13 protein-coding genes are annotated in these 16569 nt (G+C 73.6%); 4 read left to right on the top strand and 9 right to left on the bottom strand.

Annotated elements, in window-relative coordinates:
* Positions 1 to 217: 217 nt before the first annotated feature.
* Together A6F73_RS04610 and A6F73_RS04615 are read right to left on the bottom strand one after the other, a co-directional pair.
* On the bottom strand, positions 218 to 1822 hold the full coding sequence (locus A6F73_RS04610; protein ID WP_063346579.1) for a multicopper oxidase family protein: 1605 nt from the start codon (positions 1820 to 1822) through the stop codon (positions 218 to 220).
* A gap of 98 nt (positions 1823 to 1920) precedes the next feature.
* Complete coding sequence (locus A6F73_RS04615) at positions 1921 to 2331, bottom strand: DUF6153 family protein (protein WP_063346580.1); 411 nt, start codon at positions 2329 to 2331, stop codon at positions 1921 to 1923.
* A gap of 198 nt (positions 2332 to 2529) precedes the next feature.
* On the opposite strand from A6F73_RS04615, the gene A6F73_RS04620 reads away from it, so the two are divergent.
* From A6F73_RS04620 to A6F73_RS04635, 4 genes are all read left to right on the top strand, one after another.
* Positions 2530 to 2931, top strand: a complete 402-nt coding sequence (locus A6F73_RS04620; RefSeq protein ID WP_159398354.1) for a hypothetical protein — start codon at positions 2530 to 2532, stop codon at positions 2929 to 2931.
* 3 nt (positions 2932 to 2934) lie between these two features.
* Positions 2935 to 4647 carry an alpha/beta hydrolase gene (locus tag A6F73_RS04625; RefSeq protein ID WP_063346582.1) on the top strand — a complete coding sequence of 571 codons (1713 nt, stop codon included), beginning with the start codon at positions 2935 to 2937 and terminating at the stop codon, positions 4645 to 4647.
* Positions 4644 to 5171: a hypothetical protein gene (locus A6F73_RS04630; protein ID WP_063346583.1), complete on the top strand. Its 528-nt coding sequence runs from the start codon at positions 4644 to 4646 to the stop codon at positions 5169 to 5171. Before A6F73_RS04625 ends, A6F73_RS04630 begins: the two co-directional genes overlap by 4 nt.
* 173 nt (positions 5172 to 5344) lie before the next feature.
* Entirely contained in the window at positions 5345 to 5746 is a 402-nt protein-coding gene (locus tag A6F73_RS04635; RefSeq protein ID WP_063346584.1) for a YccF domain-containing protein, read from the top strand.
* Between the two features lie 115 nt (positions 5747 to 5861).
* Here the strand turns inward: A6F73_RS04635 and A6F73_RS04640 are convergent, their stop codons facing one another.
* From A6F73_RS04640 to A6F73_RS04670, 7 genes are all read right to left on the bottom strand, one after another.
* On the bottom strand, positions 5862 to 7493 hold the full coding sequence (locus A6F73_RS04640; RefSeq protein ID WP_063346585.1) for an AMP-binding protein: 1632 nt from the start codon (positions 7491 to 7493) through the stop codon (positions 5862 to 5864).
* A 138-nt stretch (positions 7494 to 7631) separates the two neighbouring features.
* Complete coding sequence (locus A6F73_RS04645; RefSeq protein WP_063346586.1) at positions 7632 to 7871, bottom strand: chaplin; 240 nt, start codon at positions 7869 to 7871, stop codon at positions 7632 to 7634.
* Between the two features lie 92 nt (positions 7872 to 7963).
* Complete coding sequence (locus A6F73_RS04650) at positions 7964 to 8374, bottom strand: hypothetical protein (protein WP_063346587.1); 411 nt, start codon at positions 8372 to 8374, stop codon at positions 7964 to 7966.
* Positions 8371 to 10938, bottom strand: coding sequence for an Hsp70 family protein (locus A6F73_RS04655; RefSeq protein ID WP_063346588.1), 2568 nt, complete (start codon positions 10936 to 10938; stop codon positions 8371 to 8373). Before A6F73_RS04655 ends, A6F73_RS04650 begins: the two co-directional genes overlap by 4 nt.
* Before the next feature lie 31 nt (positions 10939 to 10969).
* A complete protein-coding gene (gene grpE / locus A6F73_RS04660; RefSeq protein WP_063346589.1) occupies positions 10970 to 11716 on the bottom strand; it encodes a nucleotide exchange factor GrpE in 747 nt (248 codons plus the stop codon).
* On the bottom strand, positions 11713 to 12138 hold the full coding sequence (locus A6F73_RS04665; RefSeq protein ID WP_063346590.1) for a hypothetical protein: 426 nt from the start codon (positions 12136 to 12138) through the stop codon (positions 11713 to 11715). The genes grpE and A6F73_RS04665 overlap by 4 nt, the downstream gene beginning before the upstream one ends.
* A gap of 157 nt (positions 12139 to 12295) precedes the next feature.
* Positions 12296 to 16432 carry a hypothetical protein gene (locus A6F73_RS04670; RefSeq protein WP_063346591.1) on the bottom strand — a complete coding sequence of 1379 codons (4137 nt, stop codon included), beginning with the start codon at positions 16430 to 16432 and terminating at the stop codon, positions 12296 to 12298.
* Between the last annotated feature and the right edge of the window lie 137 nt (positions 16433 to 16569).

A 16569-nucleotide genomic window follows, 5' to 3' on the forward strand; every position in this document is an offset into this window, starting at 1 on the left:
CCCCGTAAAAGCGCCGTCGGGCGACGGCAGTGCGACAGGCTATGCGACCGGCGTTAAGGACGCGTCATCGCCCCGCGTTAAGAAAACGTCATTGCTCCGCAGGTCGCGGCGGGTGGTGCGCCCGGTGGCAGCACGCCCGCGGCCGGGCGCCGACGGGCCGGCCGCGCGGCGCCGGGACAGGGCCGCTCCCCCGCCCCGACGCCGCGTGCCGCGAAGGTCAGGCCCGGTAGCCGAGGACGGTCATCATGCCCGTCTCCGCGTGGTAGACGTTGTGGCAGTGCACCATCCACAGGCCCGGATTGTCGGCGTCGAAGTCGACGGCGAGCGTCGCGCCCGGCAGCACGATCGCGGTGTCCTTGCGGGGCCCGTCACCGGGCAGCGCGAAGGTGTGGCCGTGCAGGTGGACGGGGTGCCACATGCTCGTGGTGTTGCGGAACTCCAGCCGGACCCGCTCCCCCGCCGCCACCGGGTAGCGCTGCGCCGGGTCGTACCGGCGGCCGTTGAACGCCCAGTCGGCCTTCGCCATGCCGCCGGTGAGCTCCAGCCGCACCGTCCGGTCCGGCGCCCTGGCGGGCAGCCGCACGCTCGGGTCGGCCTTGAGCTGTGCCGCGCCGAGCAGCCTGCCGTCCAGCTCCGCCGGGCGCACCGAGGCGTCCGGCGCGGCGCCGCCGCCGGTGCGCAGCAGGGCGAGCGCGGCGGCGTTCTTGCCCTCGGCGAGCGCGGTCAGCGGGAACACGCCGTCCTGGACGGTCACCAGCACGTCGTAGCGCTCGCCCATGCCGAGCAGCAGCGCCTGGGTGGTGGCCGGCTCGACCGGGAAGCCGTCGGTGTGGGTGACGGTCAGCTCGTGGCCGCCCAGCGCGACCCGGTAGGCGGTGTCGCCGCCCGCGTTGATCAGCCGGATCCGGACCCGGTCGCCGGGCTTGGCGGTGAAGGTCTCGGGCGCGGTGGCGAGCCGGCCGTTGACCAGGTGGAACGGGTAGCCGACGTCGCCCGCGTCGCCGCCGAGCAGCGCGCTGCGGGCGCCCATCAGCATCCGGGACGGGCCGGCGGCGGTGGGCGGGGCGGCGCTCGGGGTGCCGGTTGGAGTGCCGCCCATGGCCGCCATGTCGTGGCCGCCCATCGCCGAGTGGTCCATCCCCGCGTGGTCCATCGCGCCCATGCCCCGGGCGAGTTCGGCGAGCACGGCGTCCGGGGTGCTGCCGTCGACCCCGTCCACCCAGTCGTCCAGGACGACGACCCACTCCTTGTCGTAGCGCAGCGGCTCCCTCGGGTCCTCGACGATCAGCGGCGCGTACAGGCCGCGGTCCTGCTGGACACCGGAGTGCGGGTGGAACCAGTACGTCCCCGGGTGGGCGAGCGCGAAGCGGTACTCGAAGCCGGCGCCCGCCCGCACCGCGTCCTGGGTGAGCCCTGGCACCCCGTCCATGTCGTTGCGCAGCGCGAGGCCGTGCCAGTGCAACGAGGTGGGCTGCGGCAGGTGGTTGGCGAGACTGACGGCGAGCGTCTCGCCGACCGTGGCGCGCACCTCCTGGCCGGGCAGGCGGTCGCCGTACGCCCAGCTGCGGACGGTGCGGCCGCCCAGGTCGAGCGTCGTCTCGGTGGCGGTGAGCGCGACCTTGCGCTCCGGCCCGGGCCCGCGCCGCGCCTCGGCGGCGGCGACCTCGGGGCCGCCGGGGGCGACGAAGCCGCCCGGGGTGGTGGGGGCGGCGCCCCCATGGTCCATGCCCTTCATCGGATCGGCGGAACAGGCGGCGAGCAGACCGGTGCCGGCGGCGGCGAGCGCCGCGCCGAGCACGGTACGACGGGTGGGTGTGCGCATGACGGAGTGCACCTCGTGCGGTGGGTGTGGGTGAGCAGGACGTCGCGACGGCCGTCCCGCCCGCGCCGGAGCGCGGACACGGGGCGGCCGGCGCACGCCTACTGACGCAGCACCGACAACCGGGCGAGGAGGATCCGCCCGCCTCCGGGCGGCGGCAGCGCGCGAACGGCCCGCAGCAGCCGGGCCCTCACCTCGGCGGCGGCGTCACCGCTGTACCGCAGCAGGGGGCCGGCGATGAGGAGCAGCAACGTCCAGCCGGCGAGGACGGCCAGACACACCGTCATCGGATCCATGCTGTCGGCCGCTGCGGTGTGCACCGTCTCCTCGGCGCCCGCCGGGTGACCGGCGCTCACGGCGTGCCGCGCCGGCCCGTGGTCTGCCCCGTGCTCCACCCCGTGCCCGCCGGCGGTCGGATGGCCGAGCGTGTGCATCGTCACGATGCCGAGCAGGAGCGCCGCGAGGAGCAGCAGGCGCAGGGCCCGGGGGACGGCCGGACGCGGCTCCGCCATCGTCCACCTCCCGACCGATCCCGCCACCAGTTACCCCCGCAGGGTATCCCGAGTCACAGCCCCCGGCCGCGCCGGGGCAGGTCGCCCGGCCCGTGCCCTCCCCGCCGCCGAAGATCGATCCGTTAGCATCCGTCAGCAGTTTGTCGACACGGACCCGGGCGGCACGCCGGTCCGGGGCTCATCAACGGGGGGAAAGACATGGCAGATCCTGATCTGGCCTTGGAGTTCAAGGTCAACCCAGCCGAACTGGACGGCTGCGGACAGAGCGCTCAGCACATCGGCGGACTCATACCGGGAGAGACCGCGAAGATCACCGACCCGTGCAACCAGGCCGCCGGAGGCCTGAAGGGCTGGCTCACCGCCGCCGCCATCCAGAACTGCGGCACGAACTGGAAGACGCTGCTGGACAAGCTCGGCGGCGACATGGGCGACGTCGGCACCAAACTCACCACGTCCGCCGCCTACTACCGCCAGGTCGAGAAGGACATCCACGGGAGCATGCGGAACCCGGCCGCACCGGTCCCCGACGAACCGGACCCCTTCAACACGACCTTCGTCCCGGGCCCCGTGAAGCCCGCCGACGCGAAGGCGGCCGCGTAAGCGATGGACATCAAGACCCTCCACGACGCCGACCTCATCAACCTCACCACCGCGAAGACCGCCTTCGACACCCTGGCCACCGCCTTCGGCCAGCACGTCGAGAACTGGCAGCACGAGGTCGTCGACCGGCTGAACCACTCCCAGTGGACCGGGAACGCCGCCGGTCACGCCCAAGCCCGGATCCAGCTCCTGGAGAACGAACTCCAAGCCGCCCAACAGGAGGTCGGCCTCGTCAGCAGGGCCCTGTACGACGCGGCCGAGGGCTTCGCCGCCGCCCAGGCGCACCTGATCAACGCCCTCGACGACGCCAGGACCCACAAGCTGACCGTCGCCGCCGACGGCGGGATCACCTGGGACAACGACCCCGGCTCCGCCACCTTCGCCGGCACCGACGCCGAGTCGCAGGCCCGGCAGATCAGCAGCCGGATCACGGCCGCACTCGCCGAGGCCGACCACGCGGACCAGACGATCAGCGCCCGGCTCGCCCACCTGGCCGGCAACGCGAGCGACGGCACCGGACTCGACGCCGCCACGGCGAAGACCGACCTGGCCGCCGCGAACGCGCTCGAACAGGTCCCCGCCGCCGGCACCGACCCGAACAGCGTCAAGGGCTGGTGGAACGGGCTGACCGACGAGCAGCAGCACCGGATGATCCTCAACCACCCCGACCAGGTCGGCGCCCTCGACGGCGTCCCCGCGCTCGCACGGGACCAGGCCAACCGGATCAACCTCCAGCGCGGCAAGCAGGACCTCCAACACCAGCTCGACGGCCTCGGCCCGGAGCCGAAGCACTACCTGTCCGTCGCCGAGACCAACGGCGGGCCCGTCCAGAACCCCGACTACACGGCGTGGAAACAGAAGCGCGACGACCTCGAAGACAAGCTGAAGGGCGTGACGGCCATCGAGAACCGGCTGAACACCCCGGTCAACGCCGAACACCCGCCCACCTTCCTGCTGGGCTTCGACACCAACGGCAAGGGCCACGCGATCATCGCGGCCAACAACCCCGACACCGCCGACAACGTGTCGACCTACGTACCCGGCACCGGCGCCCGGCTCGGCAGCATCGGCAGCGACATCAACCGCTCCGACCTGATGGTCAAGTCGGCCAACGACGCCAACCGGAAGGCGCAAGACCCGAGCACCACCTCGTCGATCACCTGGGTCGGCTACAACGCTCCGCAGACGATCATCCCCGAGGCCGCGGACGACAAGTACGCGAAGAACGCGGAGGACAAGCTGCACGCCTTCGAGACCGGGCTGCACGCCACGCACGAGGGGAAGCTGTCGAACAACACCGTCCTCGCCCACAGCTACGGCACCACGACCGTGGGCTACGCCATGCGTGACAAGGGCCTTCCCGTCGACAACGTCGTCCTCATCGCCAGCCCCGGCTGCGGCGTCGAAAACGCCAAGGACCTGAACATCGACCCGTCCCGCGTGTACGTGGCACAGAGCCCGGCCGACGCGATCGGCTGGGCCGCCGCCACCGACCCCGGCGGGATGGCGGACAACATCGTCGACAACGTCGCCAGCTCGTGGGGCCTCGGCGACGGTGACCACCACCTGATCCACGGCCGACAGACCACCGTCCCCCAGTTCGGCGCGCAGGTCCTGCCCACCAATCCCAACGCGGGGCATTCGGACTACTGGAACGACGATTCGCCCACCCTGACCTCCATGGGCCAGATCATCGCCGGAAAGCGGGTCTCATGAGCACCACCGAGCACACCCCGCTGATCAGACGGGTCACCACCACCGCCGTGCTGGCGGTCGCCGTACTAGCCCTGAACGCCTGCGGCGTGCAGACCTTGAACGAGCGGTCGAAGTCCACGATCACGCTCGACCAGGCCAAGAAGCAGATCGACACCTACCTCGCCGACACCCTGGCCAAGCTGCCGGTCAAACCGACCGCGAGCTCGGGCGATTTCTTCGACATGGAATGCGACGCCAACGACATCGGCCCGCACGGCAGGACGCAGACCCATCGGGGATACGACTTCGGCGACGTCCCGTCCGCGCCCAAGGCCGAGGCGGCGAACGCCTTCCGAACGTTCCTGACCGGCCAGGGCTTCCAACCGGTTCAGGATCCCCCCAATTTCCACAACGACTGGATCAGGCTGAAGAACCCCAAGGACGACTTCCTCGCCACCCTGGACGGGGTCTCCGACGCCAGCCACGACCTCACCCTCCGGGTCAGCTCCCCCTGCGTCTGGCCCGACGGCACGCCACCGGCCTGATCCGAGCCGCCGCACCGGGGCCGCACCCTCCGCAGGGTGCGGCCCCTGCACGTCCGCCCGCGCCGACCCCGGAACAAACCCCGAGGATCGCCCCCTAAGGGCGTAGACGCGCCCGGGCGCGGGCATGGCTGAATCGTGGAACCCCGAGCAGCAGCCGTGAGAAGGTGTCGGCCATGAAGGTGATCGAGTTCGTCCTCAATGTCATTTGGCTGATCTTCTGCGGTATCTGGATGGCTATTGCCTATACCGTCGCCGGAATTATCTGCTGCGTGCTGATCGTGACCATCCCGTTCGGCGTCGCGTCCTTCCGAATTGCCGGCTTCATACTGTGGCCGTTCGGGCGGACGACCGTGGAGAAGCCGGGTGCCGGGGCGGCGTCCTGCGTCGGGAACGTCATCTGGCTGATCTTCGCGGGCTGGTGGCTGGCGATCGCGCACCTGGTGACCAGCATCCCGCTGTTCCTGTCGATCATCGGCATCCCGTTCGGCTGGGCGAACCTCAAGATGATCCCGATCTCCCTCATGCCGCTCGGCCGCGAGGTCGTCCCCACCGACCAGGCCTGGGGCGCCCGGTAGCCGTTTGAGAAGCAGCCGCAGGATAAACGGCCCCGGGCCGGCGGAAGAACCGCCGGCCCGGGGCCGTTCGGTGTGTGCGGACGGGCGGGCTCGGACCGGGCGGCGGTGGGTCAGGTCAGAGGCCGAGCAGGCGCACGGCCTCGGCGCGCATCTCGACCTTGCGGACCTTGCCGGTGACGGTCATCGGGAACTCCTCGACCACGTGCACGTACCGCGGGATCTTGACGTGGGCGAGCCGGCCGGCGCAGTAGGTGCGGACGGTGTCGGCGGTGAGCGGCTCGGCGCCCGCGCGCATGCGGATCCACGCCATCAGCTCCTCGCCGTACCGGGCGTCGGGCACGCCGACGACCTGGACGTCGAGGACGTCGGGGTGGGTGTACAGGAACTCCTCGATCTCGCGCGGGTAGAGGTTCTCGCCGCCGCGGATGACCATGTCCTTGATCCGGCCGGTGATGGCGAGGTAGCCGTCCCGGTCCATGACGGCGAGGTCGCCGGTGTGCATCCAGCGGGCGGCGTCGACGGCCTCGGCGGTGCGCTCGGGCTCGCCCCAGTAGCCGAGCATGACGGAGTAGCCGCGGGTGCAGAGTTCACCGGGCTCGCCGCGCGGGACGGTCCGGCCGGTGGCCGGGTCGATGACCTTGACCTCCAGGTGCGGGCCGACCCGGCCGACGGTGGAGACCCGGCGGTCGACCGTGTCGTCGGCGCGGGTCTGGGTGGAGACGGGCGAGGTCTCGGTCATGCCGTAGCAGATGGCGACCTCGGCCATGCCCATCCGGCCGATGACGTCCTTCATCACCTCGGCCGGGCAGGGGGAGCCCGCCATGATGCCGGTGCGCAGGCTGGTGAGGTCGTGGCGCGCGAAGTCGGGGTCGGCGAGTTCGGCGATGAACATGGTGGGCACCCCGTACAGCGAGGTGCAGCGCTCGGCGGCGACGGCGGCCAGGGTGGCGCCCGGGTCGAAGGAGGGCGCGGGGATCACCGTGCAGGCGCCGTGGGAGATGGCCGCGAGGTTCGCCATCACCATGCCGAAGCAGTGGTAGAACGGCACCGGGACGCAGATCCGGTCCTGCTCGGTGTAGTTGAGCAGTTCTCCGACGAAGTAGCCGTTGTTGAGGATGTTGTGGTGGGACAGGGTCGCACCCTTGGGGAAGCCGGTGGTCCCGGAGGTGTACTGGATGTTGATCGGGTCGTCCGGCGTCAACTCCCGCTGCCGCTGCGCGAGAAGGTTGGGGTCGGCGCGGCGCCCGGCGGCGAGCAGGGCGTCCCAGTCGGGGCTGCCGATCAGCACCCTCCGCTCCAACTCGGGGCACCCGGGCCGTACTTCCTCGATCATTCCGGCGTAGTCGGAGGTCTTGAAGCGCTCGGCCGCGACCAGCAGGCGGATCCCGGCCTGGTTCAGCACGTACGCCAACTCGTGTGAGCGGTACGCCGGGTTGATGGTGACCAGGATCGCGCCGAGCTTGGCGGTGGCGTACTGGGTGAGCGTCCACTCGGCGCAGTTGGGCGCCCAGATGCCGACCCGGTCGCCCTTGGCGATGCCGAGGTCGAGCAGGCCGAGGGCCAACGCGTCGACGTCGGCGGCGAGTTCGGCGTACGTCCAGCGGCGGGCGGTGGCCCGGTCGACCAGGGCCTCCCGTGCGGGGAAGGCGCGCACCGCGCGGTCGAGGTTCTCCCCGATGGTGTCGCCGAGCAGCGGCACGTCCGAGGTGCCGGAGGCGTAGCTGCGCGGGGTCGGCGTGGTCGGCACGTTCTGACTCCTGGGTGGGCGCGTGCGGGTCGGCCCCCATGGTCTCCGCCTCGCGCCCGCGCCACCACCCCCGAACGGGGGTGCGGACACGATGCTGGGGCCGTCCGTCGGGTTCGACGGACGGCCCCAGCAGTCGGGTCAGCCGTTGATGCAGGTGTTACCGAAGGCCGGGTTGAGGATGCTGATGATGCCGATCGAGTTGCCGCAGACGTTGGCCTCGAGGTTGATCGGGATCTGGATCTGGTTGCCGGAGAGCACACCGGGGGAACCGAACGCGACACCGTTCGCGGTCGCGTCGCCCGCGGCAGCGGTGCCGGCACCGGCCAGAACGGCCACAGCGGCGAGTGCGGTGGCGGCGAGGGTGGTACGAATACGCATTGCGTCACTCCTTGTGAGGGCAGCGAACATCCATGTGACGAACACACTCGCACCGATCGAACTCGATGGCAGGCCGGGAACGGCCGAATTGGTCACTCAGAGGGCGTGTCGCCCTCCCACTCCCCCGGCACCGGCCGCACGGACCCGGACGCGCTCACCCATTCCAGCAGGTCCCGGGCCGGTTCGAGCCCCGGTTCGGCCGCCACCGCGCGGTGCAGCAGTCCGAGCGCGAACGCCCTGTCACCTGCCGCCAGTGCGTCCAGCGCCCGGTTGTAGTCGATCCGAGCGGCGTAACGCAGCCGGAACAGCACGCCGAGATCCTCCCGGCAGGACGGACAGCGCAGGCCCTGCGGGTCCGCCGGGACGGTGCACTGCGGGCAGCGCACCTCGATCGGCGGAACCTCGGCGACCTGCCCGCCGATCGGGTGCACGTCGGACGGGTACACCTCGAACGGTGGTACCTCGGACGGAGTCACGTCGGGCGGAGTCACGTCGGAGTTCATCGCGGACCGGCCTCCTCCGGACGGACCGGACCGAGCGACTCCGCGAGCGGCTCGCTGCCCAGCTCCCGCTGCGCCTGCGCGTACAGCGCCAGCAGCGCCGAGCTGTGCTGGTTGGCGGCCTCCATGTTGGCCGACTCCACCGCCTCGTCCAGCCCGCGCAGCTCGGCCATGATCCGCTGGGCCAGCGCCGGCGAGACCATGTTCTGGTTGACGTAGACATTGCACATGGTGAGCATCCGGAAGGTGTGCCCGAGCGAGTCGCACAGTTCGTCGGCCCGCTGGGCGGCGCGCATGGCGCCCTCCCAGTCGGCCGCCTCGCGGCGCAGCCGCAGGTCGGCGGCCACCGAGCGCAGCCGGTCGAGGTCGCTCGGGTCGAGGTGCTTCTCGCAGTAGTGGATGAACAGGCTGAGGTACGCCTCCGAGCCGCGCACCCAGCGCTGGGCCTTCAGCTGGCGCTGGGCCCGCTCCAGCGCCTCGTCCACCGACTGGCCGCGGGTCTGGCCGGCGGCCAGGTCGTCCAGGCTGTCCATGAGGCGTTGCGCCTCGCGCATCTCGGCCTCGGTGAGCTCGCCGCCCCAGCGGTCGGTGAAGGTCTCGATCTGCCGCTGCTGCTCCTCGACCTGGACCTTGAGCTCGGGGTCGAGGGTGACGCGCTCCAGCTTGACGGTCTTCTCGCCGCCGCCCTGGATCCGCACCGACAGGGTGATGGTGCGGTCCCGGTCGAGGCCGAAGGACACCTCCACCGGGGTGCGGCCGCCGAGCCCGGCGGGCAGCCGCAGGGTCAGGTGGCCGATCAGCTCGTTCTGCTGGGCGATCTCGTGCTCGCCCTCGTAGACCGCGATCTCCAGCCGCTGGCGGCCGCTGCCGGAGACCACGAACTCGCGGCTGACCGGCGAACTGGTCGGGTAGCTGGTGTTCTTGGGGATGATGACGGCCAGCCGGCCGTCGTTGAGCTCGATGCCGAGGTTCTTCGGGGTGATGTCGAACGGGTTGGTGACCTGCATCAGCTCGCCGCAGCCCTGGCAGGCCTCGCTGCCCGGCGGGTTGACCACGCCGCAGGCCACGCAGCGCAGGCCGACGTCCTCGGCGGCGGTCGAGGCGACCCTGGTCTGGCCGGGTGCGGCGGAGTTGAGCGCCTCGCCGCACAGTTCGCAGGCGGTGACGCCGGGGGCGGCGGGGGTGCCGCAGCGCGGACAGTTGTCGCTGCGCACGGCGGTGGCCGCCTGGGACTGCGCCGGGATGGCCGCGCCGGCGGCCGAACCACCCAGCTCCTGGCCGCACTTGGGGCAGGCGGCGGCCTCGGCGTCGACCGGGAGGTGGCAGCCGGCGCAGGAGACCCGGGGCCCGCCGAGCAGTGTGGTGGCGCAGTTGGCGCAGTTGGAGGCGGAGAGGTCGCCGGGGGCCCGGCACTCGGGGCACTCCACTTCGCCGACCAGCGCGGACTGCACGGCCGCGCCGAGCGCCACGCACTGCATCGGGTTGACGCCGCGCCGGATCCTGCGCGGCCCGAAGACCTCGCCGAGCCGCCGGGCCACCAGCGGGATCGCGGTGGAGCCGCCGACCAGCACCACCTCGTCGATGTCCCCGACGGTGAGGTTGGCCTGCATGATGGCCTTGTGGGTCAGCTCGATGGTGCGCTCGATCTGGGCCTCGATCAGCTCCTCGAAGCGGGCCCGTTCGAACTCCGTCTCCAGCACCAGCTGGCCGGCGCCGAGGCCGGGCAGGATCACCTCGGAGGCCTCCTGGTGGGAGAGCTCGATCTTGATGGTCTCGGCCGTGGAGGCGATCTTGGGGCGGTCCCGCAGGTCGGGCTGGTAGTCCGCGCCGTACTCCTCGCGGATGTCCTCCAGCAGTGCGGTGGTGATGGCCCGGTCGAAGTCGTCGCCGCCGAGCAGGTTGTCGCCCTCGATGCCGAGCACCGAGACCGAGCCGGGCACCAGCAGCAGGATGGAGATGTCGAAGGTGCCGCCGCCGAGGTCGTAGACCAGGACGGTCCGGCCCTCGTCGCCGGCCTCGGAGGTGATCCCGTAGGCGAGCGCGGCGGCGGTCGGCTCGTTGATGATCCGCAGCACGTGCAGGCCGGCCATCCGGCCCGCCTCCTGGGTGGCGGCGACCTGCCGTTCGCCGAAGTACGCGGGGACGGTGATGACGGCCCGGTGGAAGGGCTCGCCGAAGCGCTGCTCGGCGTCCTCCTTGAGGCGGTGCAGGATGATCGCGGAGATCTCGATCGGGGTGTAGGAGCGGCCGTTGAACCAGACGTTGACGTCGCCGTCGGTGCCGGCCGTGACCTTGTAGTCGACCTCCTTGAGGGCCGCCTGGACCTGCGGGTCCTTGAACTTGCGGCCCATGAAGCGCTTGACCGAGCGGATCACGTTGACGCCGTCGATGGCGACCCGGCTGCGCGCCGTGGAGCCGACCAGCAGTTCGCCCTTGCGGCCGCTGCCGACCACGGAGGGCGTGGCCTCCTGGTTCTGCCGGTTGAAGATGATCTCCGGCTCGCCCCGGCGCAGGTGGGCCACCACCGAGTTGGTGGTGCCCAGGTCGATGCCGAGTGTGCGGTACATGTCGTTCCCCTCTTGCCCCTCGTGGTCCTGGCTACTTCTTCCGCTTGCGCCGGCCGCCCGCGGCCGTTCCCTTCCGGCGGGCCCGGGGCGGGGCCGCCGTGGCCCGGGCGGCGGGGTTCACCGGCGCGGCGGCGGGTTCGGGGCCGCCGTCCGCGTCCTCGGCCTCCGTGGGCCCGGTGTCGTCGCCCCCGGCTTCCGTAGGCTCAAGGTCCGGCGCCGCGGCCCCCTCCGGTACGGGCTCCAGGGCCCACTCGACGTCCTCCGCGAGGACCGGCTCCCCCACCGGGGCGGGCTCGGGCACCGCGGCGACGACGACCTGGGCGCGGCGCAGCACCTCCTCCTCCCAGAAGAACCCGGTGACCACCGTCCGGACGACCGTCTCCGGCGCCACTGCGGGACGCGGCTCGGTGCCGACGATCTCGGTCAGCGCCGGGTCCGCCGCCAGCCCCTCCAGCCGCATCGGGCGCACCCCGGCCTTGGCGAGGCGGCCGAGCAGCCGCCGGCGGGTGGCCTCGATCCCGGTACCGCGTCCGAGCAGCACCAGCTCCCGGTCCAGGCCGAGCGCGGCGAGGGCGTCGTCCACCTCGACCAGGATGCCCAGCAGGTCCCGCTGGGTGGCCCGGGCGGTCTGCGCCTCCTCGGCCCGCAGGCGCTGCAGGAGGGAGGCCCGGTACAGCAGTTGGCTGAACGCCTGGTCGAGGTCGACCTCCAGGGCGCGCTGCGGGACGTCCAGCGGCCGGTGGCCGTCGGGCGCGGGAGCGGTCGGCGTGTCGGTCATTCGGGTACCTCGATCTGCGGCAGCACGGACAGGTCGGCCGCGTAGCGGGCGGGGACGGGCGGTTCGGGGTCGGCGCCGCCGGGGGCGGGTTCGGCGAAGTCGGCCGCCGCCTCGGCCCGGTGCAGCACCAGGAGGGCGGCGGCGGGCGGCAGCGGCGGGCGTTCGACGACCAGCAGCGGTTCGGCGAGGGCGGGCGCCAGCAGGTCGGCGGCCTGGTCGACCGGCTCCGGCGGCAGGGGGCGCTGGAGGTCCAGCTCCAGCCGCCGGTCGGGGTTGCGCAGCAGGGCGGCGGCGTCCTGGATCTGCTGACGGGTGTAGCGGCCGGCCTTCATCGCCGGGCCGACGGCGAGGTTGATCTCGCGCACGCCGGCCGTGAGCGCAACGCCCAGGACCTCGTACGGCGACGGTTCGTGCAGTGGCATGGCGGGCGGCTTCGCTCCTCACGGCTGACGATTACTCAGGGATTGGCTGTGGCTCGTGGATTGGCTGCGGCTCGGGATTGGCTGCGGCTGCGGCTGCGGCTGCGGATCAGGGATGGGCGCATGGGCTACGACGACGGCGGCGGCTCCGCGGTTGCCGTCAGCGCAGTGCGCCGATCCTCCGTTGCAGGGCGCGCAGGTCGCGGTCGTCCGGGTTGTACTCGACGGCCTTGCCGATCAGCGAGCGGGCCTCCCGGAACTGGCGCAGGTTGGCCTGGCCGACGGCGTAGGAGCTGTAGACGACGCTGAGTTCGACGTACAGCTTGGCGACGTCCTCCGGGGTGCGGGAGAGAGCGAGCGCCTCCTCCAGCAGCCGGATCGCGTCGCGGTAGCGGTGGGCCTCGTAGTGGCCGATGGCCTCGCCGCGCCAGACGCTGACCATCAGGCGGCGGATCTCGGCCGAGTCGTCGTAGGACCTGGCCTTCTGGAGCATGGCGGCCTGGGTGGTGAACGGGCTGTCCTGGAGGTTGTCCAGCATGTGGTTGGCCAGCATCACGGCGACCCGGCGCGGGGCCTCCTCCTCGGTGTCGCCGTCCCATTCCGGGTCGGCGCGCAGGGCTTCCGACATCCGGGCGACGGCGAGGGCGCGGTGGTCCGCGAAGGCGGCGATGCGGGAGAGGTGGCGCAGGACGAAGGCGAGGCCGAGCCGGTGGTCCGGGTCGGGGTTGAGCGTGATCAGCTCCCGCCACGCGTCGGCGGCCTCCTCCAGTTCCGCTTCGGGGGCGTCGGGGCGGCTGAGCTGGCCGGCCCGGTTGCCGAGGGCAGCCTCCAGGAAGTGGACGGCGGTCGGGTCGCCGGGGGCGAGTTCCATGCTCTTGCGCAGCAGGACCAGGGCGCGGGGGTAGTCCTTGGCCTCGTTGTTGATCTTGCGGGCCCACTGGGCGTAGGTGGCCCCGAGGTCGCCGCGCACCTCGGGGTGGTCGGGGGCCAGCGCGAGGGCCTTCTCCAGGAGTTCGGTGGCACCCGCCTGGTCGTCGTCGCTGCTCTTGAGCAGGGCGCGGGCGGCCCGGACGCCGCACTCGGCGGCGATCGCGGGCGCGTCGGCGGGCAGGACGGCGCCGGGCACGGCCCGGGCGCGGGTGAGGCAGTCCAGGGCCTCGCGCCAGTCCTGGTTGCGGTGGTGCTCGCGGGCCTCGCTGACCAGGCTCTCGCCGAGCAGGTCCCGCCAGCCCGTTCCGCGTTCGGCCTCGGGCACCGCGTCCAGGGCGCCGACGGCGGCGGCCTGGCGGCCCTGGAGGAGCAGGTAGCGCTGCGGGCCGAGGTCGCCGAACAGGCCGAGGGCCCTGGTCAGCGGGTGCCCGTCGGGGGTCTCCGGTCGCCGCCAGGCCCGTACGGCCTCGTCGAACCCGGCCGCCCAGGCGGCGAGTTCGGGCTCCTGGCGGAGCAGCCCGTCGAGCGCGGGGCCGAGGGCGAGGCGCCGGGCGGGGCGGCCGGGCAGGGTGATCCGGACGTCCTCCTGGGCGAAGGCGTCGGCGCTGTGCGCCTCCATGCCGAGGCGCAGGGTCCAGGCGGTGACCTCGTCGCCGGTGCGGCCGGCGGCCCGGTCCAGGGCGCGCAGGTCCTCGCGGAGGCGGTCGGTGAGCGCGCTGCGGGCGGTGGACATCCGCTGCGGTTCGGCCGGGCGGCCGGTGATCCGGGCGGACTCCGCCCACAGGTCGGACTGGTGCAGGGCGGCGACCAGGCAGCCGAGCGTCCAGGTCCAGATCCGCTCGTCCGGGCCTTCCGAGGCTTCCGGGCCCGCCTGGAGGGAGACCGCGAGCCGGTAGCCGGCCAGGCCGAGCGCGTGCAGCAGCCGGGGGTGGGCCGGATCCTTGAGCAGCAGGGCGTGGTAGCCGTCCCAGGCCTCGCGGTGGCGGCCCTCGACGGCGTGCTGGTGGGCCTCGTGCTCGGCGAGCAGGACGAGCGCGGCGGCGGCCTGCGGCCGGCCCGGGGCGAGGGTGAGGGCCTGGCGCAGGTCGCCGGCCGCGCGTCCGGGCTCGCCGGCGTCGAGGGCGGCGCCGGCCCGGCGGATCAGGACGGCGCCGCGCGCGGCGTCGGCGTCCGCCGGCAGGTCGGCCAACGCCTCGTCCAGTCGGCCGAGTTCAGCCCGCAGCAGGGCGAGGTCCAGCCGTACGGGCGCGGCGGCGGGGCTGTCGCCGAGGGCCTGCGCCCAGGCGGCGAGGACGGGTTCGGCCTGCTCGGGCACCCCGGCCCGGCGGGCGCAGTCCAGGACGGCGCGCAGCGCGGGGCCGGTGCAGCGTACGCAGCGTGGCGAGGCGGCGTCGGCGGGGCGGTGCAGGTGGGCGGCGCAGACCTCCCGGCCGCAGCCGGCGCAGGTGCCGGTGGCGGGGGCGGGGGCGGGGCAGACGGCGCAGTCGGCCGTCGCGGGCGGGGGCTGCGGCGGTTCGGGGGCCTGGCCGGCGGTCAGGAAGTGGCGGTACCAGTCCAGTGCGGCGGCCCAGTTGCCGGCCCGTTCGGCGAGCAGCGCCCGCAGCCGGGCGAGGGCCGGGTCGCCGGCCGGGTCGGGGGCGAGCGGGGCGAGCAGGGCGATGGTCTGGACCGGACGGCCGGTCAGCAGGGCGGCGGCGGCCAGGTGGTAGCGGTCGCACGGCCCGGTGGCGGCGTCGAGCAGGGTGCTCAGCGGTTCGGTGGAGCCTGCGGCCAGGGCGAGGGCGGCGCGCAGCCGGGCCTGCCGGTGGGTGACGGAGCCGGGCAGGGTGTCGGCGAGGGCGAGTGCGGCGGCGGCCCGCTCGCGCGGTTCGGGCCGGTCGCGGCCGGTGATCAGGAGGTGCGCGGCCTCGCGCAGGGCGGCCTCGCGCAGCGCGGCCCGGTAGCCGGGGGCGGCCGGGTGGTCGGCGGCGGCCTGCTGCCAGAGCTCCCGGGCGGCCACCGGGTCGTCGGCCAGCCGGGTGCGGGCGAGCCGGTCGCGGGCCAGGGCCTGGCGTTCGCGCAGGTCCTCGTCGTGCAGCGGCTCCCAGCGGGCCAGAGCGCCGGCCGGGTCGTCGGTGCGGGCGAGGGCCAGACCGTGGTGGAAGGCGGCGATCCGGGCCCAGCGGGAGTCCGGTTCGACGTCGGCCTCGGCGCCGAGGACGGGCGCGGCCTCGGCGGCCTGCCCGGCGGCGAGCAGGGCCGCGCCGAGCCGGACCCGGGCGGGGCGCCAGTCGGGGGCGAGGCCGAGGCCGGTGCGGTAGTCGGCGGCCGCCTCGGCGGGGCGCGCGGCCCGCTCGTGCACCAGGGCGAGGCCGAACCGGGCCGGGGCGAAGGAGGGTTGGACGGTCAGGGCGGCGGTGAACTGGTCCCGGGCCTGCTCGTCGGCGCCGAGCAGCAGGGCGAGCCGGCCGAGGGCGTAGCGGGGGCGGGGGTCGCCGGGGGTCTCGGTGGCGGCGGCCGCGAGGTCGGACCAGGCGGCGTCGGTGGCGCCGAGCCGCTGCCGGGCCAGGCCCCGGAAGAGCAGGCTCTCGGTGCGCAGCGCCGGGCCGCGCCCCCACGGGGAGGGCTCGCCGGGGCCGCGGCGCAGCGCCTCGTCGAAGGCGGCGACGGCGGGTTCGTCCCGGTGCAGGGTGAACAGCTGGGCGCCCCAGCGGAACCAGAGTTCGCCGCTGCCGCCGGGGGCGGACGCGGCGAGCAGGGTCTCGGCCTCGGCGGCGCGGTCGGTGTCGCGCAGCAGGGCGGCCCGGGCCAGGACCGGCCAGTCCCGGCCGGGCAGTGCGGCCAGCGACCGGGTGGTGGCGCTCTCGCGCTGCCCGGGGGAGCCCTCGCGGCAGAGCCGCTGGAGCCAGTCCGTGGCGCGGGCGGCGGCCGCGGCCTCCTCGCCGGGTTCGGCGCCGTCGGCGGTGGCCTGGAGGAAGGCGAGCAGCGGCCCGAGGTCGCCGTCGGGGGCGGATATCCGCTCCTCGGCGAGGCGGTGCAGGCTCCACCGGGGCAGTTGCCGGGCCGGGTCGGCGAGCAGCGGGAAGGCCTCGCGGTGCAGGGCGAGGGTGGCCTGCTGGTCGCCGGTGGGGACGGTGGCCTCGGCCTGGCCGAGCAGGGCGAGGCCGCGTTGCGGGCGTAGTTCCTCGGGGCCGGCGGCGAGCCGTTGGGCGAGGCGCGCGTAGCGGCGCCGGGCCTGCGGGGCCTTGCCGGCGGCGAGCCGTTCGGCGGCCGCGGCCAGGGCCTTGGCCACGGCCTGGGCGTCCAGGCTCCGTCGGCGGCGGGCCAGTACGACGGCTGCCGCACCGGCCAGTGCCACCACGATCAGCAGCACCGCGAGCTGCACCATGCCCCGTCCCCCTGCGCTTGGAAATACGCCGATCGATGATCAACACAAGGTGTGTGATCATGAGTTGACGCCGTTTCGATGTTGATCGGGCGCCCATCAGAATAGGCCCTCCACCGGACAGACGAACAGAATTGAGC

Source organism: Streptomyces sp. MJM8645 (assembly GCF_001625365.1).
Taxonomy (GTDB): domain Bacteria; phylum Actinomycetota; class Actinomycetes; order Streptomycetales; family Streptomycetaceae; genus Kitasatospora.